Origin of the sequence: Escherichia sp. WS547, assembly GCF_046486065.1 — a bacterium.
GTDB classification, from domain to species: domain Bacteria; phylum Pseudomonadota; class Gammaproteobacteria; order Enterobacterales; family Enterobacteriaceae; genus Escherichia; species Escherichia coli.
Genome location: NZ_JBJQMA010000009.1, coordinates 116,947 through 139,763 on the forward strand (window position 1 = coordinate 116,947; position 22,817 = coordinate 139,763).

The following is a 22,817-nucleotide window of genomic DNA, read 5'->3' on the forward strand; positions in this document are numbered from 1 at the left end:
ACGAGGGAAGAATTCCACCTCAGAGACTCAAATAATCGATTAAATGATGTGGAAGCGATCGTCAATGTCACCTGTAACGATGGGCTTTCTCATATGTACACCATAGTGTTCAGGAGACACGGAAAGGTACCAGGCAGCCTGCTAACGAGTGGTTTATTCACGAATTAGTACGTAAAATCGGTAACGGCTGGAAATCATTCAATACTCACACTATCGAAAGTTCCCCAGCCAACCGCGGTACGTTCTTACATACGATGTACCGCTGTTCTCTTTACGATTTATAGCTGTACTGGTGAATTATGAGCAATCTGAATCCATGCATGACGTGTGGTGCCTGTTGTGCATTTTTCCGCGTCTCTTTTTACTGGGCCGAAGCCGACGATGCTGGCGGTACCATTCCCGCCAGGCTCACTGAACAAATATCCCCTTTTCACCGATGCATGAGCGGTACCAATCAGAAAAACCCCCGATGTATTGCCCTTGCAGGAACACCGGGCAAAAATGCCTGCTGCACGATATATAAAAATCGATCGTCCACGTGCAGAGAATTCGCCATGTCTGGTGAGAACGGAGTCGTCAATGAGGCTTGCAATCGTGCAAGAGCTAAATACGGGCTGACACCGTTATAAATATGCAATAATTAATTGCACTGCCCCGCCAGCTATAACCGCGGGGCTTCGTTTTTCAGGGATAACAAAACCCGAAACTTCTTCCATCTGCCAGCAACAATGCATCTTCCTCTATAGTGTTCTCCGGATCTACAGCATCCTGAAGTAGCGCGATGTACTCACTGGCTATCTGCTTCAGAAAGTAAAAAGCAATGTTTTTAACCTATAAAAATGGCGCTGCATTTGCGCCATTTTTATTATTCAATGCATTATCTGTTTGAGCCTAAAGGGATCTCAGGGTCTGGCTCATGAGTAATTCTGTTTCGTAAATCTCTGCGAATAATTTCAATGGACCAGAACCAGACTAAATGTCCAAAAATTTCAGAAACATTCTCATACCACGGGAGATCAAACAGAGGTGGCGTCAGTCCCATGAGAGGGAATGAAATCATATGAACAAAAAGTTGGGCTAAAGCACCTGCCAGTAAGCCCTGCCAGAGTTTAATTTTTGGAAATACTTCAGCGACCACACAGTAACCAACGGCAAACACTATCGAAAAGATAATGTGCGTAACGCCAACCCAGTTAAAGACATGCCCGGCAAAGGTATAAACAGCCGCATTGGGATCTGTCAGCCCTAGCCAGTCTCGAAGAAAAATATACGGAGGATTGAGAAAATTACGGGAGCAATCAATTTGCCCAGCAGCCCTGATTAATGATTCCGGGCCACACGCTGCATTAAACATATCCACCGGGCTACGTGGCGGCAATGGAACTTCAGCCCCCCACTTCACAAATGCGGAAACAACGCCAGCAATCAGCCCAATGAATGCAGCAAGACCATAACGTCTGCGGTTCGGTGGAGTTTGTTCAAATATATTCATATCTACCCTGCTTGTACCATTATGTTATACACCTCTTCAGGAGTATTCATAAAACAAGACAAATGTAAAGAACTGTATTGTTTTGTATAACAAGATAGTTTCCTAATCGCCAATGAATATAAGCACCATCATTTCTCCCTATTTTTATGTTAGAAGTGACAAAGATTTGTAGGGTGATGCAGAGCTGACAATCACAGGTTTCCTTATCGGTTTTTGCATCGTACAACTAAAGCAATAAACGAGCTCCCGTCATCGGCGAATATGAATTAATTAGCCGGGCTCATAGCTGCATTCGCGTTTTAAGAATAATCCTCCTGCTCTCACCGACTATGCTTAACGTTTAAAAAAGCATCAGCACTCTCGCAACGCTCTCTTATTTTCCCCTTTAGAATACCGGAGGCCTGGTATGAGCAACCAAGGCGAATACCCCGAAGATAATCGGGTTGGGAAGCACGAGCCGCACGATTTTAGTTTGACCCGTCGCGATCTGATTAAAGTCAGCGCCGCAACGGCGGCGACCGCCGTGGTTTATCCTCATTCTACGCTTGCAGCAAGCGTTCCGGCAGCTACACCCGCGCCAGAGATAATGCCCCTGACACTTAAGGTGAACGGCAAAACCGAGCAGTTGGACGTTGATACCCGAACCACGCTACTGGACGCTTTGCGTGAAAATCTGCATCTGATCGGTACCAAGAAAGGTTGCGATCACGGGCAGTGCGGAGCCTGTACCGTGCTGGTCAATGGTCGCAGGCTTAATGCCTGCCTGACGCTTGCAGTCATGCATCAGGGGGCCGAGATCACCACCATTGAAGGCCTGGGTTCACCAGAGAATCTTCACCCCATGCAGGCGGCCTTTATCAAGCATGATGGCTTCCAGTGCGGCTACTGCACCTCCGGGCAAATTTGCTCATCAGTAGCGGTGCTAAAAGAGATTCAGGACGGCATTCCCAGTCACGTCACGGTCGATTTGGTTTCCCCTCCAGAAAGAACTGCCGATGAGATCCGTGAACGTATGAGCGGCAACATCTGTCGCTGTGGTGCATACGCTAACATCCTTGCCGCCATTGAAGATGCTGCGGGGGAGATAAAATCATGAAGGCGTTTACCTATGAACGAGTGAACACCCCGGCCGAGGCGGCACTTAGCGCTCAGCGCGTACCCGGCGCAAAATTTATCGCTGACGGGACCAATCTGCTGGACCTGATGAAGCTGGAAATTGAAACGCCAACCCACCTTATCGATGTGAACGGGCTCGGGCTCGATAAGATTGAAGTGACCGACGCGGGTGGGCTGCGCATCGGCGCACTGGTATGGAACACCGACCTGGCAGCTCACGAGCGCGTGCGTCGTGATTACGCGGTACTCTCCCGCGCCCTGCTCGCTGGCGCGTCTGGTCAGTTACGTAATCAGGCAACCACCGCAGGTAATCTGCTCCAGCGCACGCGCTGCCCCTATTTTTACGACACCAATCAGCCCTGCAATAAGCGCCTGCCCGGGAGCGGCTGCGCGGCACTTGAAGGCTTTAGCCGTCAGCACGCGGTGGTAGGCGTAAGCGAAGCCTGCATTGCCACCCATCCGAGCGATATGGCGGTCGCAATGCGGTTGCTGGATGCGGTGGTGGAAACCATCACGCCGGAGGGAAAGACTCGCAGTATCACACTGGCTGATTTTTATCACCCTCCGGGAAAAACGCCGCACATTGAAACCGCCCTGCTTCCCGGTGAGCTTATCGTTGCGGTGACGTTACCTCCGCCGCTCGGCGGAAAACATATTTACCGTAAGGTGCGCGATCGCGCCTCCTACGCCTTTGCCCTGGTATCGGTCGCAGCGATTATTCAGCCTAACGGCAGCGGGCGCGTCGCGCTGGGCGGAGTAGCACATAAGCCCTGGCGCATTGAGGCTGCGGATGCTCAGCTATCCCAGGGGGCGCAGGCCGTGTATGACGCGCTGTTCGCCAGCGCCCATCCCACCACTGAAAACACCTTTAAACTCCTGTTGGCGAAGCGAACGCTTGCCTCCGTACTGGCTGAAGCGAGGGCACAGGCATGAAATTTGATAAACCCGCAGGGGAAAACCCGATTGATCAGCTGAAGGTTGTCGGTCGTCCCCATGACCGCATCGACGGACCGCTGAAAACTACCGGCACGGCACGCTACGCCTACGAATGGCATGAAGAAGCCCCCAACGCCGCCTATGGTTATATCGTCGGTTCCGCCATTGCCAAAGGATGCCTCACCGCCCTCGATACGGACGCCGCGCAAAAAGCGCCGGGCGTACTGGCTGTCATTACCGCCAGTAACGCCGGGGCACTCGGCAAAGGCGACAAAAACACCGCCAGGCTGTTAGGCGGCCCCACTATTGAGCACTATCATCAGGCCATTGCGCTGGTAGTGGCCGAGACCTTCGAACAGGCACGAGCGGCGGCCTCGCTGGTGCAGGCGCACTATCGCCGTAATAAAGGAGCTTACTCCCTGGCGGACGAGAAACAGGCCGTCAGTCAGCCGCCGGAAGACACGCCCGATAAAAATGTTGGTGACTTTGACGGGGCTTTCACCTCCGCTGCGGTGAAGATTGATGCTACCTACACGACCCCGGACCAGAGCCATATGGCGATGGAACCGCATGCCTCGATGGCCGTCTGGGATGGAAATAAGCTTACCCTCTGGACCTCAAATCAGATGATTGACTGGTGCCGCACCGATCTGGCAAAAACGCTGAAAGTGCCCGTGGAGAATGTGCGTATTATCTCCCCGTATATCGGTGGAGGGTTTGGCGGCAAGCTGTTCCTGAGAAGCGATGCGCTGCTGGCGGCCCTCGCCGCCCGTGCGGTGAAACGTCCGGTTAAAGTGATGCTCCCCCGCCCCACTATTCCCAATAACACAACGCACCGCCCCGCCACCCTTCAGCACCTGCGTATCGGTGCCGACCAGAGCGGGAAAATCACTGCTATCTCACATGAAAGCTGGTCCGGAAACCTGCCCGGCGGCACGCCGGAAACGGCGGTACAGCAAAGCGAATTTCTTTACGCAGGGGCGAATCGTCATACAGGCCTGCGGCTCGCCACGCTTGATTTGCCGGAAGGGAACGCCATGCGTGCGCCCGGCGAAGCCCCCGGTCTGATGGCGCTCGAAATCGCGATCGACGAACTGGCGGAAAAAGCGGGCATCGATCCCGTCGAGTTTCGCATCCTGAATGACACTCAGGTTGACCCCGCCGACCCGACGCGCCGCTTCTCTCGCCGTCAGCTTATCGAGTGCTTGCGCACCGGAGCGGATAAATTTGGCTGGAAGCAGCGCAACGCCACACCCGGACAGGTACGCGACGGGGAGTGGCTAGTCGGCCACGGTGTTGCGGCGGGCTTTCGCAATAATCTGCTGGAAAAATCGGGTGCGCGGGTTCACCTGGAGCAAAACGGCACCGTTACCGTGGAAACGGACATGACCGATATTGGCACTGGCAGCTACACCATTCTGGCCCAGACGGCAGCGGAAATGCTTGGCGTACCGCTGGAGCAGGTTGCGGTTCACCTCGGCGATTCCAGTTTCCCGGTTTCTGCGGGTTCTGGTGGACAATGGGGCGCGAATACCTCCACCTCCGGCGTTTACGCCGCCTGTGTGAAGCTTCGCGAAATGATTGCCTCGGCAGTCGGGTTTGATCCTGAGCAGTCGCAGTTTGCCGACGGCAAGATTACCAACGGTACCCGAAGCGCCATGCTACATGAGGCCACCGCAGGCGGCAGACTGACAGCGGAAGAGAGCATTGAATTCGGAACACTGAGCAAGGAGTACCAGCAATCGACCTTTGCCGGGCATTTTGTGGAGGTCGGCGTGCATAGCGCGACGGGAGAAGTTCGGGTCCGGCGTATGCTCGCCGTGTGCGCAGCGGGGCGCATTCTGAATCCGAAAACTGCACGCAGCCAGGTCATTGGCGCGATGACTATGGGCATGGGCGCGGCACTGATGGAGGAGCTGGCGGTAGATGACCGTTTGGGCTACTTCGTTAATCACGATATGGCGGGGTATGAGGTGCCGGTTCATGCGGATATCCCAAAACAGGAGGTGATTTTCCTGGATGATACCGACCCCATCTCCTCCCCGATGAAGGCCAAAGGTGTCGGTGAGCTGGGCCTGTGCGGCGTGAGCGCGGCTATCGCCAACGCGGTGTATAACGCCACCGGTATTCGGGTACGGGATTATCCCATCACTCTGGATAAGCTGCTCGATAAGCTGCCGGATGTGGTTTAAGGAGGAACAATGTCATACTCGCTTTTTGACAAAGACGAGCACTGGCATAAGCCAGAGCAGGCGTTTCTCACCGATGACCACCGGACCATTCTGCGCTTCGCCGTAGAGGCGCTAATGTCCGGTAAAGGAGCGGTGCTGGTGACGCTGGTGGAAATACGCGGCGGCGCAGCGCGCCCGCTCGGGGCTCAGATGGTGGTGCGCGAAGATGGTCGTTATTGCGGTTTTGTCTCTGGCGGCTGCGTGGAGGCCGCAGCCGCTTTTGAAGCGCTGGAGATGATGGGCTCAGGCCGCGATCGCGAAATTCGCTATGGCGAAGGTTCGCCGTGGTTTGACATCGTTCTGCCCTGCGGCGGTGGGATCACGCTGACGCTCCATAAACTACGCTCGGCACAGCCTCTGCTCGCCGTGCTGAACCGCCTGGAACAGAGAAAACCGGCGGGTCTGCGCTACGATCCGCAAGCACAATCGTTGGTGTGCCTGCCCACGCAAACCCGGACGGGCTGGAATCTCAATGGCTTTGAGGTGGGGTTCAGGCCATGCGTCAGGCTGATGATTTACGGACGTTCTCTTGAGGCGCAGGCAACCGCGAGTCTTGCAGCAGCCACAGGCTATGACAGCCATATCTTCGATCTTTTTCCGGCCTCAGCCAGCGCTCAGATCGATACCGATACGGCGGTCATTTTGCTGTGCCATGATCTCAACCGGGAGCTGCCAGTGTTGCAGGCCGCGCGAGAAGCAAAACCCTTTTATCTCGGCGCATTGGGCAGCTATCGAACCCACACTTTACGTCTGCAAAAGCTCCACGAGCTGGGATGGTCCAGGGAGGAGACAGCGCAAATCCGGGCACCCGTCGGGATATTCCCCAAAGCCCGGGATGCGCATACTCTGGCACTCTCCGTGCTGGCAGAAGTCGCCGCTGTACGTCTCCGTCAGGAGGATTCATGCCTGCCTCCATCGTCCTGATCCTCGCGGCGGGGCGTGGGGAGCGCTTCCTCACCTCCGGGGGAAATACCCATAAATTAAGAGAAAAATCTGCAGTAGCCGTTTAAGAAAATCACCTAAATCGTTTAAAAGAGCGCCCAACCCATAGAGGGCGCTTATCGCCTTGTGTAACTTATTCAGCAACGCGCGCCTCGCCGGACTAAAGCGCACCGGCCTTCTGGCGTGCGGTAACAAAGGTCAGTACGCCAGCGCAAAGGAGCAGCACGCTACTCATAGCAAACGTGCTCTGCCAGCCAAGGCGGTCAAACACAATGCCTCCTGCCGTTGATCCAAGGGCGATGGCGAGCTGAATCACCGCGACCATGAGCCCGCCTCCAGCTTCGGCGTTGTCAGGCAACGTACGCGCAATCCATGTCCACCATCCGGTTGGCGCGGCGGTGGCCAGCATGCCCCAGAGTCCTAACAGCAGCGAGACCGTCCAGACGTGATGCCCGGTAAGCATCAGACCGATGGCAATGACGGCCATCAGTCCGGGTATGGCCATCAGCGTGGGGTAGAATTTTCTGTTGAGAAATGCCGAAACAACCAGCGTGCCAATAAAACCGGCCACGCCGATAATCAGCAAAATCGACGACAAGCCTAAGGAATTAACCCGTGTCACCGACTCCAGAAACGGGCGCACATAGGTGAATAGTGCAAACTGCCCCATGAAAAACAGGCCGCAGGCTATCATGCCGACCACAACCATGCGGCGGCTAAATAAGCGGAATACCGCGCCACATGACGTGTGGCTTTTATTCGCATCCATGCTTGGCAGACTAATGCATTGCCAGATAAAGGCGACAACCGCGATAGGCACCAGGCACAAGAAAGCGCCTCGCCATCCGACCGTAGCCCCCAGATAGCTTCCCAGCGGTGCGGCCACGGCCGTCGCCAGCGCATTACCGGCGTTGAAAATCGCCAGCGCACGCGTAACCTGATGCTGCGGTACCAGACGAATAGCCGTTGCCGCTGACATCGACCAGAATCCGCCAATGGCCACACCAATCATCGCACGACCGACCATATACATCAGATAACTGGAAGCCAGCGCAATAATAAGCCCCGATACGGCCATCAGAACCGTCATCCCCAGCAGCAGGAACTTACGATTCATCTTTCCAGCTAGCGTTGAAAGCGTCAGGCTGGTCAGAACCGCCAGCGCGCCGGAGATAGCAATCCCCTGCCCTGCCAGCCCCTCCGTCACGCCTAAATCGCGGGTAATCGGCGTGAGCAGGCTGACGGGCATAAATTCAGAAGCAATCAGCACAAACACGCACAGGGTCATGGCAAAAATACCGCCCCAGTATGCGCGCTGATGATGAGGTGATAGTGTTTGGCTTAGTGTCGACATAGTGAAATTTCACAAAGATCAGGATAAAAGCCACCAGCCTATGGCCGATGGCTTTGCATCAATTCAGGAGAGGTTTTATTTCAGTTTGGTCTGGAAAAATTGTTCGAACTTCGCGAAAGGTATTTTTCCGGCCACGTTATCGTACAGGTCCACGTGATTTGCCCCTGGTACCACCACCAACTCTTTGTCTTTACTGCCAACCGCCTTGTAAGCATCTTCAGCAAAATAGCGTGAATGTGCTTTCTCACCGGTCACAATCAGCGTCGGAATGGTGATTTCACTGGCGTAGCTCAACAGCGGCATATTCATAAATGACAGCGGCATCGTTGCCGTCCACGCCCCGGTAGAGTTAACGGAACGTTCGTGGAAGCCGCGCGGCATGCGATAGTAGTCAAAGAACTCTTTCAGTACCGGATGAGGATTTGCCGGCAGCGTTTCTGGCAGAATGCGCTCGCCCGCACTGACCTTGCCGTTGCTATCGACATTAATATCATGACCACCGTGAGCGAACGTTCCGCTCTGCGCATCCTTCCAGCGCTGTTCATTCAGATATTGCAGAACGGCACGACGGTCGGCGGTAGAATAACGGTCTTTGCCATCCCCCACACCATGACCCATCGCCCGGCTCATGTCATACATCACGCTGGTAGCTACCGCTTTAACGCGGGTATCCATCGCCACGTCGTTCAGCGCCATGCCGCCCCAGCCACAAATACCGAGCAGCCCGATACGGTTGCGATCTACCTCTTTTTGCAGCCCTAAGAAATCCACCGCCGCGCTGAAATCTTCAGTGTTGATATCCGGTGAGGCGACGTTTCGCGGATAGCCGCCGCTTTCCCCGGTGTAAGAAGGATCGAACGCCAGGGTAACAAACCCTCGTTCCGCCAGCGTCTGCGCATACAAGCCGCTGGATTGCTCTTTCACCGCGCCAAATGGCCCACTGACCGCAATCGCCGCCAGCTTGCGATCGCCACGGTCTTTAGGCAGGTAAAGATCGCCCACTAAGGTGATGCCATATCGGTTCGGGAACGAGACTTTACGGTTATCGACTTTCTGGCTCTCGGCGAACGTTTTATCCCATTTATCTGTCATGGACACAGGGGCATTAGGATTGGTTGAATCAGCATAACTCATTGTCGTGACTCCACTTAATGATGCGAAAAGCAGCATGGTCGGCATCGCGGTTTTTAGCGTGCGGGTGAAGGCTTTCATAAAAGTCCCCATAAAAAACAACAGAGAGATACAGGTTTCCGACGGACAACGCTGCGGTGCTTTACTTTGATGGGGTCATTATAGTGAGCAGAATTAGTGCTGATTAGGGGGCGATTAATGCTAAGATTAATACCATATTGTTATAAATTAATGCGGAGATTGCCGGCATGAAGGGGGGATGTTTCAATGGCGAAAAGGGAGAACTACAACGAGCTGTACCTGTTTATGCAGGTGGTGCGGGAAGGCAGCTTTACCGCAGCGGCTCAGCGGCTGGGTCTTGCTCAGTCAGGAGTCAGCCGTTCTGTTCGCGAGCTTGAAGAAAGGCTGGGCGTCCAGCTGCTAGTGCGCACCACGCGTAAACTGTCGCTGACACAAGCAGGCGAGCAGCTCTACCAGAAGACGGCATCTGGATTTGAAATGTTAGATCTTGGGCTTGCCACGCTGGCGCACTATCGAGAGACGCCCTCCGGCACGGTGCGTATCAATGCCAGCCAGCACGCGATTGATAAATGCCTGCTGCCAAAGCTGGCGGTATTTAAACAGAGATATCCTGATATCCGGCTTGAACTGATAAATGAGAGCCGGTTCGTCGATATCATCGAGGAAAGATTCGATGCAGGTGTCCGCCTGGGGCCTGAAGTCGGCCAGGGTATGGTCGCGGTACGCATCACGCCCGATATGGAGATGGCAATTGTGGGGACTCCGGAACATTTTCGTCGCTATGGTTTTCCGCAAACCCCGGCGGATTTAAAGGCGCATCCCTGTATCGCCTATCAGTTTGCCGACGGCAGCGTATACCAGTGGGAACTCAATCAGGATGATAAAAAAATCACTCATCGCCCTGAAGGGCAATGGGCCTTATCCGACAGCTATATGGAAGCAGAAGCAGCCCGGCTGGGCCTCGGATTGGCCTATGTTCCTGTTGAACTGGTCGCGGATGATTTAGAACACGGTAAGCTTATCAGGGTGTTGCAGCGTTACAGCCTGCGAATGGAGGGATTGTTTCTCTATTACCCTCATCGCAACGTCTCCCCCGCCCTGCGGATGGTCATTGATACATTGAAAATCTGAACGTTAATAACGACCGACTCTTCACTGTGCAAAATTGTGTCAGGTAGTCCCTCTGCGTTCAATTCCAGGGTCTGCTTTGAGCGAGAAAGAGGGGACTATCCAGCAATGGAGATCACCCAAAAGAAAAAACCACCTGGCTCCCTCGACAACCTTCATCCGGGCATTTAGCCTCAATCAACATTTTTATATCTATCAGGTTACTTCATTATGAAAACTGATCATTATCGTTGTTTTTGTTGCAATAGTAGAATACGCGTATTTATTCCTCCATCTCTATTAATAACGGCAATAAACTGTTCACTTCACTGCTATTTAAAATATACATCCTTTTCAAGCTGTTCAGCGGCGTAAGAAAAAGTATTAATTATGAATTCGACGATTTAACCATTTCTGGCTGATTGGTAATCATCTGTGATTAATGCTGGTCTATTGATTACGCCAGCACCCTCTCTAGCTTATTCACCGCCGCCACATACTTCGCCGGATTTTTATCTTTCAGCACCGCCAGATTACGTTGCTTCCAGCGAATAGCCGGAAGATGCTGAATTTCAGGATAGCGATACCGCGACCAGTCAGGGCTGTTTTGCTTAAAACTGAGCAAGAACTCGCGATCCAGATCCGTAAGATGTGACTTCAACGCCTGCGGCAGCAAAGTCGTTACTGACAGCAGCGATTCCAGCGACGTTTCCTGCTGAGTCATCCCCGAAAATTCCTGAGCATACAGCGTCGTGATCCGCTCTGTATCCCAGTTTGGGGCCAGCAACTCGGCAATGGGGCGGGGATGGCCTGCCAGATAACAAAGAAAACCGTCAAAGATCTCCCGCATCAGTCCCGGTTTCTCCAGCATATTCAGCACATCAAACAGATCGCGCGGGTGCTGACGATCAAGCGCTGCGCAGATTTTACCGCCATAAAGATCCGCCAGCGAGACGACACTCATGGTGGTGAAGCCATACTCCATTTCCACACGTTCGCACACAGGCATTTCTGCCGGAGGCAACAACAGCCCGCGCCAGACCGGGCTAACCTCGATCTTAATCTTTGCATCAGCGGTATTCACAATGATGCGCTTTTCATCCGCTTTATTTTCCTGCCGAATCGCGGTGATCCCCGGTCTGCCGTTCAGCGATGCAGTAATCCTCTTCAAAGCGTCGTTGATAGCCGCCAGATCAGTATCGCGATCCGCAAAGCTCTTATACGCCAGATCAATATCCACCGACAGACGGGGAAAATCCTGCACAAACAAATTGATTGCGGTGCCGCCTTTCAACGCGAAACAGGACTCCTTCGCCACATACGGCAGAGCGGCCATCAACAGTTTGACCTGCCGGGCATAGCTATCACGCAGATCCATCTTCGACTCCTTCCGGTTTAAATGCGCGTGGAACAGTAATTTGATAATCCGGCTCCAGCCAGCCGCCGGGTATGATTTGCCGCTTTCCCGTACCTGTTTCTATACCGCTTTGATCAATAAACTGAAAATAAGGGTGTCCATTACGCCGGGCAAGGTAAAGCATCACCCGGTTGGTTTTAACCGAATGACTGGCGCAGAGTAACGCCTGCAATTTACGCGGGCTGAGAAGATTCATCCCCTGAAACAGAGCATCGGCATGTTCGAACGAGATCAACGAAGGAACGCCACAAGCGATCTCATACGCGACCAGTTCCGGGACACTGCCCGCTAACTGCCGGTCACCAATTTTCAGTTCCGTAGTAAATGGCGTTACATCAGCGGTAAGGCCTGACGTATACAGCGTGACAAATGTTGCGGATTGTTCAAAGGCAGAAAACCATCCCGGCAGTTTGACGTAAGCCGGAAGCGCGAGCCAGACCTGCGGCTTACCCTGTTCGGTATAGTGCGCATGACCCTGAAGCGCAAGGCTGGTTAGCCCCGCCACCCGAACAGGCTTTTCCCACTGCGATTGCAGGCAGTAAACCGCATCCACCCAATCCGGTTCACGACCCGTCCGGCAGTATACGCCGTGAGCGATCCGCCTGAGCCAGCCATTCTTCACATAGAGATAAGAGAGCTTACGATCTATGCCGTTGCGGGTAAGCCATGACTGGAGCAGCACCTGGCCGGGTAGCGTGTGCTGCATCAGCCAGTTTAGATAGTTTGGCAACTGTCGCCTCTGAATAGACATTAGTACAAATATTTAAACCAGTGTAGATTCAGGGATACGCCACAGCAAGAAATAGTTTACTTATTCCTCATTTTGTCGACTAAAAATCGACATTAAACAAAAAATTCAAACTTAATCACTTTCGGGAAAAATGTGACAAATATATGCTCGGACTGGTTGCGGGGAGCGTGTAACATGGATACAAATCAAAATTATTGCCAGCCTCACTGATGGATTACTGGTGTCAAGAGCCCCCCTTCGGGCATGAAACGGCTGGCTAATTCTGTACAGACTGTAATCTAAGGACGATAACGCATGACATATCAGGCAATTTTCACTGGCTGGGATGATCTGACGATTGAAGACCTTCTGGTCGCTTACCGGAAAGCAAAAGCCGATAGCTTCTTTGAGAATACATTTCCTGTTGCTATCAAATTTGCCGAGTATGAGCAGGAATTACTTGAAAACCTGCAAAAACTCTTAGATCTTTTGCAGAGCGAAGATGGATTCAGTAGCAATAAGAAGTTGATTGGCAAATTTCGTTTGTTACCGAAAAAATTAACCACAAAGAAAAAACATGAATCCCAAAATGGACACGTCCACTTTTCTAATCCTAAACGAGCAGCCGACCATTTATTTAATAATTTTGATCTGATACCAGAGTTTCGTATTATTGGTGACTTCCCGGTTGATAGTCACATTATCTCTGCACTATGGATTAACATGGTCGGGCATAAATTTGATGCCAGCTTAGATAACTGTTGCTATGGCGCGCGGCTAAAGCGTATTCGTAATGATGAATTATTTAGCAATGAGCAGGATAATCCATTCCATATCAGTGCCGTGGGTTCTTTTAGCCCCTACTTCCAGCCCTACCAAAAATGGCGTGGTGATGGCTTAAAAGCTATACGTGACGAGTTGGAAAAAGATCGTGACATTATCGCCGCCTCACTGGATTTAAAAAGTTACTATCATTTTATTGATCCACTGGCTATAACCTCTGATGATCTCTATAACACACTAAACATAAAACTGACTGAGGATGAAAAAGCGTTTACTGCACAGTTAGCAGTATTCTTAAAGCACTGGTCTGACGGCGCAGCGGCATTTGGAAAGAAAATAGCGTACAAAACACCTGTTATTAATGGTGGTCTGGTCATTGGATTAACAGCCAGTCGGATCATTTCAAATATATTGCTACACCATTGGGATAAATTAGTCATTGAAAAACTATCACCAATTCACTACGGTCGTTATGTCGATGATATGTTCCTTGTAATACGCGATACAGGGACAATTACTAATAATCACGAATTTATGTTATTGCTGCAAGATAGGCTTGGCAATGATTGCGTTTATTTGAAAAACGAGCAAAAACAAATATGGCAAATACAGCAGGGCGAGCATTTCCAGGGTAAGACCACCATCCAGTTACAATCCGATAAGCAAAAACTTTTCGTGCTTCAAGGGAGGGCTGGAATAGACCTGCTCGACAGTATCGAAAAGGAGATCTACGAGCTTTCTAGTGAACACCGCTTGATGCCTTCACCGGATCAACTGGAACACTCCACCGCAGCTAAAGTCCTTTCCGCTGCCGGTAGTGTAGGTGAAAATGCCGATACTCTGCGCCGTGCGGATGGATTAACCATTCGTCGTTTGGGCTGGTCACTGCAATTACGCTACGTTGAAACACTGGCACGAGATCTGCCTCCAAGTGAATGGAAAGAACAGCGGGAAGAGTTTTATCAGTTTGCCTACAACCATATTCTTAGGGCTGATAATCTATTTGCACATTTTAGTTATCTGCCAAGGCTGCTTGGCTTTGCTATCAGTATGAATGAATGGCAGCACGCGGAAAAAATTGTACTTAAAGCTTACGAATCCATCAACCTGTTGGCATCGGTGATTACTTCAGGTAAGGAAGTGAATATAAATGGTTGCAAAACTCGAGCAGTAAATGATCTTTGGCGCTGTATAAAAGGCACATTAAGCTGGCTATTTGTTGATGCAGCGACACGATATTACAGTCCTGACAGATTATTTCTTGATAAACGTTCAAAGAAAGAAGAGTGCCTTGCGGATACATTTTTTAATCATATTTCACAAAGTCTGACGAATCTAAAGGATTTACTGGATCTTCGCTTTGATTCAGCAGATTTTTATTTAAAAGCGCCATTGGTAGCTCGAGCTGATTTAGCAAAGGAACCTTATAAACAGATCGTAAAGAGTCAGTCGGCAGAAAAACTTGTTAATCAGCGTGATAGTAAAAAAGAAGTTAAAATACTGAAATTAATGAGCGACTCATCGCTTATTGATATTGACGTTATTAAGCTATTTTTGAAATCAACCAAGAATACCCGACTGGAAAAAGTGGCTAAAGGAAATCGTAAGAACGAAAGTTACCTACCTTACATTTTCCCTACACGTCCTTTAACACCCGCTGAAATATCAGAACTGGCCCCCGAATGTGTTGGATTACCCTCCACATCCGACAAAAAACCAGATGAGAGACCGTCCACCATTTGGGCAAAATATACTCAAGCATTACGCGGAGTATGGATCAAACCGACGTTGCTAGCATCGGAGCAGGACTCAGATGAAGCGACAAAAAAAGCTCGGCCTAAGAAATTCATTCATATTGGCACAGACAGGAAACATAAAGTTGTCGTTGCGCTAACCAGCATTAAAACAGAGGAGGACGACTGGGCTAAAATGGCCTGCAATAAATCTAACTTGTCCCGTTCAAGGTACCAGCGGATTTCTGAACTGGTTAATGCAACATTGAAACTATCTCCTAAACCTGATTATGTTTTATTCCCTGAGCTTTCAATCCCGTTACGCTGGGTTAACAGTATTGCTGATCGTTTGAGTTCGGCGGGTATCAGTCTAATTGCGGGAACAGAATACCGCCACTTAGACGATAATCAACTGAAGAGTGAGGCCGTACTTGTCCTTTCAGATAACAGACTCGGCTATCCAGCGAGTGTCAAAATATGGCAACCCAAGCTGGAACCCGCCGTAGGTGAAGATGAGGCATTATTTTCAATTTATGGTAAGTCTTGGGATTCGACACTTAATGTTAAACAACGTAAGCCGGTATATATTCATCACGGCGTCAATTTTGGCGTTATGATTTGCTCTGAACTCCAGAATAGTAAAGCGAGGATCCGTTTTCAGGGCGCACTCGATGCATTAATGGTATTGAGCTGGAATAAAGATCTAGATACGTTTGCATCGTTGATTGAATCAGCAGCGCTGGATATTCATGCCTATACTATTTTAGTGAATAACCGAAAATACGGCGATAGTCGCGTACGTTCCCCGGCAAAAGAACCCTTTATGCGTGATATTGCTCGTGTGAAGGGCGGTGATAATGACTTTGTGGTCGCTGCAACGCTGGATATCGACTCGTTAAGGGCATTTCAGAGCAGGGCAAAACGCTGGCCTAAAGGCGGCGATAAATTCAAACCGTTACCTGAAGGATTCCAGTTGGCAAAGAACCGCAAAAAGCTACCGCCAAAATAAGAAACTGATTTTCGCTATTAATAATCAGGGTATTTTTGCGTGAGATGTTGGTAAACATGATGTAGCCCTTGCCACTCATGACCAATCGCAGTATCTTTCTCCCGCGCCTGCAAAATCAGGCGTCGGGATTAGCCTCCTGAAGAAATCTTATCGGCGACACATGACGCGCCAGCGTCTTTTTTTGTGTTGTTCGCACGGTTACATCTCAATGGTGGGCCGGGCGGGGGCGTCGCAAGACGCGCCAGTGTCCGATAAGGCTGGTAAGGCTAACCCTGCCCGGTTCCACCACCCGCGAGATTAGCCTCTCCGGTGGTGGCTTGAACACCCACTTATCGGAGGTTGCCCTATGGCTACAATCCTCACCACTGACAGCGATTTACTCGATCTATTGACCGTCCCCTTCAATGCCACCACGGATTTCACTGTCCTTGCTGACTACTGCGCCCGCTTTGCCGAAACCCTGATTGAAACCGACGATCCAGCGCTACGACTGGCGCTCTGCGGGCGGCTTCACGCGGCTCTTGCGCTACTGCAACCCACACTACACGACCCCATCCCACCGCATCTTACCGAAAGCCTGACCGTGGATACCCTTCCCGCCACACCAGAGCACTTTATTTCCGAACCTGATTCCTTGTGCGAATACTGCCTCGCACTACTCCAGCTTCTGCTGGAACGTCCGGCGGAACCAAAAATGGAGCAAACCCTGACCGGGCTGCTGTGTGAGCTGGTCTGGTATTTCACGGAAGGACTCAAAGCCCCACGCTGGCTGCGTACCGCCGACGGCGTAAAATTTATCAGCGAGGTGGCCGCATGATGCAACAGGACTGGCATTCCGCCGACATTATTGCGGTGCTGAAAAAGCGGGGAACGCCTCTGGCGGCACAGAGAAAAACTCATTGCGGAAGCGCTGTAAATATCGCCAGAAATCATCTGGCCTTCAAGGTACTTTGATAGCAAAGGCAAGCAGGCTGGTTCAGTCCAGTGTTTCTCTTCTTGCATTTTCAGAAATGGGAGGCTGGGAGTCTATCGAAATGGTTCGTCGATATGCTCACCTCGCGCCTAATCACCTTACCGAACACGCACGGCAAATAGACTCAGTCCTGAACCCATCGGTCCCAAATTTGTCCCAGTCAAAAAATAAGGAAGGTACTAATGATGTGTAACTTATTGATTTTAATGGTGCGATAATAGGAGAAAAACACACATCATAAATGCATGATATTTAACCGAATTTACCTATTCCATTTTTACAGATACCCCCAAAAGTACCCCCAACAAATTTTCTATACCATGATTTGTGCAAAAAATTGACTCTCCTGTACTCCCCTATTTTGTGCCCTATTGCCGATGCTACAACTAATGATATAAGTTATTGAAGCAACCTGAGTCCATTACGATAAAAATGATATAAGAAAAGAGTATAATAGTTCAACGTATTTACTATGATAAATGAAGTCGATGTGGCAGTGAAGCTCTGGAATATATTAATAATTTTAAGGGTTGTCATTAGATAACCCCAATTAAAATTGCTTACAACTGGAGTTATCTAACTTTCACTCACTGAATAGTCTCATTATCTTCAGGCTTAGTTATTTCATCTTCTAATTTATCCAACCACGTTATAGCACATTGATTCAAATCGATGATCAGATTTTCCACATACACAATTATTGAATTAAATTTCCTAGGGTTAACACTACTTTTAAACTCCCCATGTCCCAAAGAATTTCTAAGGCCAACAACCTCACCTAGTTGCGATAAATCAAGTAATGAATAATCCAAACCTATAGCATCGAAATTCACCTTGACAACCATTTCATTCACATTGGAAAATGTCATAACTAATTCAGAAACATCGCAATCTGATAATGTGGATTTATTAAACCTGTCAATGTGTTGAATTACCTCACTTGTTAGTTTAAACGCCCCCTTCGTAACTTTCTTTTTTATTTGGGCGCCATTATGGACAATGCTTCGGTGTGAGTCAGCATCATAAATATTTTTTATCATATCTACATACTTGCTATAAAATGGTTCTCGTTGCAACCAAAGTGCTCGAATTTCTGCAGAGTATCTAAATGCCTCTCTATCTGAGAGTTTCAATGTATTTAAGCAAACTGACATTGTTTCAGTAAAAAAACCCTCCCAAGAAGAATAAATCATTGGGACCGATATTATTCTAAACATATCCTCCTTGTCTTTATCACCTGATCTCGACATAAACTCATTAATAGACTTTATGCTCTCAAGGAATCCAAGACTTTCATTTTTCGTCTTTTCCAACATCACCTTGAAATCATCGAAATCTGATATTCTCATTTTATCCAAACACCTTCTTCCCAAGAGCGATTCTTTTCTCTAATTTGGCTTTAGTATTAGATCCAGAACCAGTACAAGCTCTTAATTCTTTGATCTCACCATCCATTAAATAATCAAATCTTTTCGCCACCTCAGCAGGTGTTAAATTATCTACATTACTAAAAATACCAACAGCAACAACATCTAATAAATTAGTACTAAACGGGCCACTTGGAGCACCATCCTTTCTAAATTTAAATGCTTTACCAGATAAACCAGCAATATTTATCAAATCAAAAGTTCTTTTTATTTTTAATTCAAAATTAATATCAATAACATTATGTTCTGCCGCGTAGAACATAAATTCATCCAAAAAGTCAGTTACACTATGGCTAAATTTATCCGCATAAGTCAAAGATGCCATAACTCGTAGCAAAGCTTCCTCAACACCTTGAGATTTTTGGCCATCTTCATTTATTCCAAGAGCTTGAACAATACCATCAATTTCGGCCATCTTACGTAAGCGATCTGCAAATTCATTCCCTGCTAATCTAGCCATGCAATTACGTATTTCCTGGTCACTCAAACGAACACCAGACCTATTCAGTCGTTTAAAAACATTATATTTAGTTTCAGGTTTTGTTTCTTGCTCCAAAATAACAACATTTACTCGCGCATTTTTTATAGTTCGGCTAACTTTGTCCGGCAATCCTTTTGCAGTCCATCCATTTAATTCTGTAATTATAGGCACATCATCAAGAACAGTTGGATTACGGACATCATTTACAGAGTTTTGTTTCTTTGCATTATCTATTTCTTCCTTATTAAAAATATCCTCTGAAAAAAATCTAATTATAGTACTTACACGTTGCAATCCATCGATAACCTCCTGCTTACCATTATTATCAATGTAGAAAAAAAGTGTTGGCGTAGGTATATTTAAAAGTAATGACTCGATAAATTGGCTTTGTCTTGCGTTATCCCAACGAAAAAGCCTTTGGTAGTCTGGAGAAATGGTTATCTCATTTTCTTTATATAGATTAATTACTTCACGCCATGATATGGTATAAGAATCAGTTACTACCTCATCTCTTTTTTCATCTATCTGAGATAGCAATTTAGTTACGTCATTCATTTTGTTATCCTTATGATTTTTTCAAAATAAACTTTATCTTTAATATAATTTTTTGACTTGGTATTTATTTGTCCAAATATTGCTTTAACTTGATCTTCTCTCACACATTTCGCTTCTGAAAACCCAATAGAAAGCGCCATTTCACAATAAATATCATAAAGCGGAATCTCTATTTCCTTATAATATGAATTTTGTATTACAAAATAACCAGAGCAACCTACCTTTAAAACTCTAAAGATTTCCATTAATGACTCATACGCATCAGAAAAATATCTAATTTTATTTTTAAGGTAATAACTTCCAGATGCTCTTGATGTATGCGATGTTACCGATGACAAAACATCCATACACAATGGCCCCCATTTTTTATTAATTTCATCCGCAACTTTAGGCACAGTCGTCGTGCCCATCATTTCCTTTCTAAGAGACTTATATCCCTCACTCCCTAAAATTATTTCCAACTCAAGACGAGTAGAAACGGCATAGTCTATTCGTGTTAAATACGGTGGCGATGTAATAACAAGATCAATTGTGTTAGTTTTAATATTTAATTTTTTACTATCCACGTTTAAAATCGAGTAACATGCCCCCCCATTAGCGCTGCCATAATATTCACTTAACTGCTCACGCATAATTTTAAAATTTTTATTATATTCAAAACAAATATCAAATTTATTATTAAAGTCTACTTTTTTAGAAATCCATGTAGGATTTGAAGTTGACCTAACATCAAGGACATTGCGAACAGTATAAAATAAAACACTGCAATAAAATGCTTTTAAAGGATTTACGATATCATTTTGTCCTTTATCCATAAACTGATCACAGATACATTTATAAAACTTTTGTAACTGTTCAATAAGTGGATAGCCCTTCGATGACTCAGTTATATCTTTTGTTTTTTTTCTAAAGCAAAGCAGTATCCTTTCCAGGAGTTGCTCTCCGGTATAATCCAGCGCTGAAATATTATCCCTACTTTTGGCTGCAGCAAAATAGCTCATTACAGGATTAATATCTGCTCCAATACACTTTATGGTTTGCTTTTGACAAACTATACCAGTGGTACCGCTTCCCATCCAAGGATCAAGAACGGTAGCGGACGACTTAACTCCTTCAGCCTGCAAAACAGAAGCCACAAATGACTCTGAATAGCCCGCATAGTATGGATGCCAAGAGTGAAGCCCCTTGCGTTCGTTTCTCCCTCTTTTCGCGCCTGCAATCATCTTTAAATCACTTACCCAAAATTTTCAATTGAGGCTCATAATACGGGGATCCGTATAAGCTCAAAATTTGCTCCTGAAGTTAACTGATTAGGATACTTGAAACACAGAGTCTTTCAATAATGATTAAGCAATCCTGCGTAAGTGCTCTCCTCAACATGCCTGCCTGCTTCACATGGTCAATTCTCCTGCATACGTATGGCAAAAAGCCTATCAGAATCGGTAGTTTTCAACATAAACTCCCACCAGCCACAGAACACAATATTACGACATAAAAAATATCAACCAATTAACGCATCGATAAGCTAGACGGCTAGCGAACTCAATTTTGAACTACCTTTTAAACAACCCTTTATCGCCGCAGCCTGTCCGGTTTCTTCCACTGATACGGCCTCACATCATCATGCTGGTGGCGTTCCTGTTGCAGCACAACGGAAACAGGCGCTGAACACCTGTTAATTTTGCTTGCTGGTTGTTTGATTTCGGCAATGCTGCGGAGCATCTCCAGCATATCGGCTTCGGTGATGGTCATGATTTACACCTTAGGAAATCTTAGGGGCTGGTTGACACTTTCCGGCTTAAGACCTTAATAAATCTTAATACCGCAGGTTGACACACTTGACACTTTTTCGCGAAAAACCTTATCAAACCTTAGCATTTCTAAGCATGGCAACTTGACACTTTTCGCTATTTTTTCGGTTTTTTGACGTGGTGAATATGGTACAAGGCCAGTAATGGCGAGGCATCCAGCGAGGTTGACACTTTTTCGCGTTCAGAGTGTAAAGTGTCAACCTGGCAAACTGCTCAACTTGACACTTTTTGAGGTCATTGATGGCCTGATTTTTCCCATTCAGCCAAGGCGTTTAGTCCTGCCTCACTCCATGTGTCCTGTTCATCGGGACAATCGCTGGCAACATAGCAGAGTTCGCAACGCAGCATACGAATTGCCAGCCTGGCATTACCTCGCAAATTGTATTTTTCAAAGTAATGCTGCCCTTCATCATCCTCAAGACAGATAGCACCATCATCAAGAAAGTGCACTTCCCAGCCTAATTCCCCGGCTGCATACAGCACATGCTGCTGTATGCCCTCGTCCGTTACTGGCGCAGGAATTTTACCGTCTCTGGCCTTAACTGCTTTCCAGAACTCGCCCCATGTCATTTCCAGCGTTCTTTCTGGCCACATTTCAGAAATGGTGTCTTTCCCCTGTGCTGGTGGGCTGTTCCGCTGCTCTGTCGCTTCCACATCAATTTTTTTACCGGACATGACCACTTCGCCTTTCTCGAGCCAGTCGTAAACTGTCTGGCGGCTTACGCCTTTGTATTTGGCGTATTCGGCTTTACTCATCAACATGTAGCTCACCTCATGCATATACGATAAAAAATAATTTCATGCGGAAAGGGAATGCGTTGTGGGTATGGAGGAAAGGGGCAATAACCGCCCCTTACTGATTCAGTTGCGCCAGGATGGCTGGCTAAGCGTGGTTTTCATTACATCATTGACGACCTGTTTTACGATTTCTGTGTTGGCAGTCGTGCTTTCAACATCAACAAAGCCATAATCGCCAATTTCCACTGTCAGGGATTCCAGTTTCTTCCCCAGTGCATCTGGCAACTCTCCACTGAACCGGTGCCGAAGATTTTCCACCAGCAAAGCCCTGAATGCCTCGCTGTTCTCTTTTTTCTGCCATAGCTGGCGTTTATCCACTCTGATATTTAATTTCACAGCCTCACCTCTTTAAGTGCCTTATCCATCAGTTGCCGGGCAGTAACATGAATCGACGGTGCCACACCAAGCACAGATTTCTGACGCTCTTCGTCCTGGATGCGTTGCAGGGCTTCGATCTGCCTCCGGGAAAGTAAAACTGGCTTTACTCCGTGATTTTTCATGATGATCCCTTCTGAATGACAATAATTGCAATTATTGCACAAATTGAAATGATACCAGAGACAATTGCAATAAATGAAACGAAAAGCATCAATAAACCAACCTTCGGCACTGAATGCTCTGATTTTTCTGCAAAGGTATGGCAGATGTTGGTGCATGCAAACATAAAGGCAATAGCAGAAGAAACAGCGGGGAGTGAAAAGGGGAAGTTTTTATAAATACACGATTGTCGCCTCACTGCAGGTTAACAGCCGCAAACCCCATGATAATAA

The 22,817-nt window shown here is 48.0% G+C and carries 22 protein-coding genes and 3 pseudogenes; 13 read left to right on the top strand and 12 right to left on the bottom strand.

Translation table 11 applies throughout. The features are described from left to right. The first annotated feature begins 299 nt into the window (after nt 1-299). A complete protein-coding gene (locus ACJHWK_RS10605; protein WP_001303809.1) occupies nt 300-629 on the top strand; it encodes a YkgJ family cysteine cluster protein in 330 nt (109 codons plus the stop codon). 248 nt (nt 630-877) lie between these two features. On the opposite strand, the gene ACJHWK_RS10610 is transcribed toward ACJHWK_RS10605, so the two are convergent. Beyond that, complete coding sequence (locus ACJHWK_RS10610; protein WP_001019920.1) at nt 878-1,492, bottom strand: YagU family protein; 615 nt, start codon at nt 1,490-1,492, stop codon at nt 878-880. Nucleotides 1,493-1,898: 406 nt separating this feature from the next. Between ACJHWK_RS10610 and paoA the strand changes: the two genes are divergently transcribed. From paoA to paoD, 4 genes are read left to right on the top strand one after another with little or no spacing between them, the layout of a single operon-like run. Then, the gene (gene paoA / locus ACJHWK_RS10615) at nt 1,899-2,588 is read left to right on the top strand and encodes an aldehyde dehydrogenase iron-sulfur subunit PaoA (RefSeq protein WP_000070677.1); all 690 of its coding nucleotides are present in this window, start codon (nt 1,899-1,901) and stop codon (nt 2,586-2,588) included. Next, entirely contained in the window at nt 2,585-3,541 is a 957-nt protein-coding gene (gene paoB / locus ACJHWK_RS10620) for an aldehyde oxidoreductase FAD-binding subunit PaoB (protein WP_410234834.1), read from the top strand. Before paoA ends, paoB begins: the two co-directional genes overlap by 4 nt. Next, the gene (gene paoC / locus ACJHWK_RS10625) at nt 3,538-5,736 is read left to right on the top strand and encodes an aldehyde oxidoreductase molybdenum-binding subunit PaoC (RefSeq protein ID WP_021516944.1); all 2,199 of its coding nucleotides are present in this window, start codon (nt 3,538-3,540) and stop codon (nt 5,734-5,736) included. The genes paoB and paoC overlap by 4 nt, the downstream gene beginning before the upstream one ends. Before the next feature lie 9 nt (nt 5,737-5,745). Continuing rightward, nucleotides 5,746-6,699 carry a molybdenum cofactor insertion chaperone PaoD gene (gene paoD, locus ACJHWK_RS10630; RefSeq protein WP_001521915.1) on the top strand — a complete coding sequence of 318 codons (954 nt, stop codon included), beginning with the start codon at nt 5,746-5,748 and terminating at the stop codon, nt 6,697-6,699. A 178-nt stretch (nt 6,700-6,877) separates the two neighbouring features. Here paoD and ACJHWK_RS10635 read toward each other — a convergent pair whose 3' ends face one another. Beyond that, nucleotides 6,878-8,005: an MFS transporter gene (locus ACJHWK_RS10635; protein WP_001521913.1), complete on the bottom strand. Its 1,128-nt coding sequence runs from the start codon at nt 8,003-8,005 to the stop codon at nt 6,878-6,880. Nucleotides 8,006-8,146: 141 nt separating this feature from the next. After that, on the bottom strand, nt 8,147-9,205 hold the full coding sequence (locus ACJHWK_RS10640) for an alpha/beta hydrolase (RefSeq protein WP_170886315.1): 1,059 nt from the start codon (nt 9,203-9,205) through the stop codon (nt 8,147-8,149). A gap of 264 nt (nt 9,206-9,469) precedes the next feature. On the opposite strand from ACJHWK_RS10640, the gene ACJHWK_RS10645 reads away from it, so the two are divergent. Then, nucleotides 9,470-10,354, top strand: a complete 885-nt coding sequence (locus ACJHWK_RS10645) for a LysR family transcriptional regulator (protein WP_001119037.1) — start codon at nt 9,470-9,472, stop codon at nt 10,352-10,354. Nucleotides 10,355-10,565: 211 nt separating this feature from the next. After that, nucleotides 10,566-10,634, top strand: a pseudogene (locus ACJHWK_RS10650) (hypothetical protein); the annotation flags it as partial. 153 nt (nt 10,635-10,787) lie between these two features. On the opposite strand, the gene ACJHWK_RS10655 reads toward ACJHWK_RS10650, so the two are convergent. Together ACJHWK_RS10655 and ACJHWK_RS10660 are read right to left on the bottom strand one after the other, a co-directional pair. Next, complete coding sequence (locus ACJHWK_RS10655; RefSeq protein WP_001521912.1) at nt 10,788-11,708, bottom strand: nucleotidyl transferase AbiEii/AbiGii toxin family protein; 921 nt, start codon at nt 11,706-11,708, stop codon at nt 10,788-10,790. Beyond that, nucleotides 11,695-12,477 (bottom strand): type IV toxin-antitoxin system AbiEi family antitoxin domain-containing protein, encoded by a 783-nt coding sequence (locus ACJHWK_RS10660; RefSeq protein WP_001521911.1) that lies wholly within the window; start codon nt 12,475-12,477, stop codon nt 11,695-11,697. Before ACJHWK_RS10660 ends, ACJHWK_RS10655 begins: the two co-directional genes overlap by 14 nt. A gap of 315 nt (nt 12,478-12,792) precedes the next feature. Between ACJHWK_RS10660 and ACJHWK_RS10665 the strand changes: the two genes are divergently transcribed. From ACJHWK_RS10665 to ACJHWK_RS10685, 5 genes and pseudogenes are all read left to right on the top strand, one after another. Next, the gene (locus tag ACJHWK_RS10665; RefSeq protein WP_001521910.1) at nt 12,793-16,002 is read left to right on the top strand and encodes an RNA-directed DNA polymerase; all 3,210 of its coding nucleotides are present in this window, start codon (nt 12,793-12,795) and stop codon (nt 16,000-16,002) included. A gap of 136 nt (nt 16,003-16,138) precedes the next feature. Then, nucleotides 16,139-16,303, top strand: a complete 165-nt coding sequence (locus ACJHWK_RS10670) for an ash family protein (protein ID WP_215423031.1) — start codon at nt 16,139-16,141, stop codon at nt 16,301-16,303. A 45-nt stretch (nt 16,304-16,348) separates the two neighbouring features. Beyond that, the gene (locus tag ACJHWK_RS10675) at nt 16,349-16,819 is read left to right on the top strand and encodes a hypothetical protein (RefSeq protein WP_000201185.1); all 471 of its coding nucleotides are present in this window, start codon (nt 16,349-16,351) and stop codon (nt 16,817-16,819) included. Further along, nucleotides 16,816-16,915 (top strand): annotated as a pseudogene (locus tag ACJHWK_RS10680) (transcriptional regulator); the annotation flags it as partial. The gene ACJHWK_RS10675 and the pseudogene ACJHWK_RS10680, both read left to right, overlap by 4 nt. A 49-nt stretch (nt 16,916-16,964) precedes the next feature. Next, a pseudogene (locus ACJHWK_RS10685) lies at nt 16,965-17,168 on the top strand (integrase); the annotation flags it as partial. 394 nt (nt 17,169-17,562) lie between these two features. Here the strand turns inward: ACJHWK_RS10685 and ACJHWK_RS10690 are convergent. The 7 genes from ACJHWK_RS10690 to ACJHWK_RS10720 form a co-directional block, all read right to left on the bottom strand. After that, on the bottom strand, nt 17,563-18,324 hold the full coding sequence (locus tag ACJHWK_RS10690; RefSeq protein ID WP_021518391.1) for an MAE_28990/MAE_18760 family HEPN-like nuclease: 762 nt from the start codon (nt 18,322-18,324) through the stop codon (nt 17,563-17,565). Nucleotide 18,325: 1 nt separating this feature from the next. Continuing rightward, entirely contained in the window at nt 18,326-19,438 is a 1,113-nt protein-coding gene (locus tag ACJHWK_RS10695) for a DUF262 domain-containing protein (RefSeq protein ID WP_021518390.1), read from the bottom strand. After that, nucleotides 19,435-20,661, bottom strand: coding sequence for a DNA methyltransferase (locus tag ACJHWK_RS10700; protein ID WP_410234835.1), 1,227 nt, complete (start codon nt 20,659-20,661; stop codon nt 19,435-19,437). The genes ACJHWK_RS10695 and ACJHWK_RS10700 overlap by 4 nt, the downstream gene beginning before the upstream one ends. A gap of 349 nt (nt 20,662-21,010) precedes the next feature. Beyond that, complete coding sequence (locus ACJHWK_RS10705) at nt 21,011-21,190, bottom strand: hypothetical protein (RefSeq protein WP_021518388.1); 180 nt, start codon at nt 21,188-21,190, stop codon at nt 21,011-21,013. Nucleotides 21,191-21,483: 293 nt separating this feature from the next. Next, entirely contained in the window at nt 21,484-22,011 is a 528-nt protein-coding gene (locus ACJHWK_RS10710; RefSeq protein ID WP_021518387.1) for a hypothetical protein, read from the bottom strand. 99 nt (nt 22,012-22,110) lie between these two features. Next, nucleotides 22,111-22,383: a hypothetical protein gene (locus tag ACJHWK_RS10715; protein WP_001723130.1), complete on the bottom strand. Its 273-nt coding sequence runs from the start codon at nt 22,381-22,383 to the stop codon at nt 22,111-22,113. Further along, nucleotides 22,380-22,547 carry a hypothetical protein gene (locus ACJHWK_RS10720; protein WP_021518386.1) on the bottom strand — a complete coding sequence of 56 codons (168 nt, stop codon included), beginning with the start codon at nt 22,545-22,547 and terminating at the stop codon, nt 22,380-22,382. Before ACJHWK_RS10720 ends, ACJHWK_RS10715 begins: the two co-directional genes overlap by 4 nt. A gap of 15 nt (nt 22,548-22,562) precedes the next feature. Here ACJHWK_RS10720 and ACJHWK_RS10725 point away from each other — a divergent pair, with 15 nt between their 5' ends. Next, nucleotides 22,563-22,763 (top strand): hypothetical protein, encoded by a 201-nt coding sequence (locus tag ACJHWK_RS10725; RefSeq protein WP_024189479.1) that lies wholly within the window; start codon nt 22,563-22,565, stop codon nt 22,761-22,763. Nucleotides 22,764-22,817: the final 54 nt, after the last annotated feature.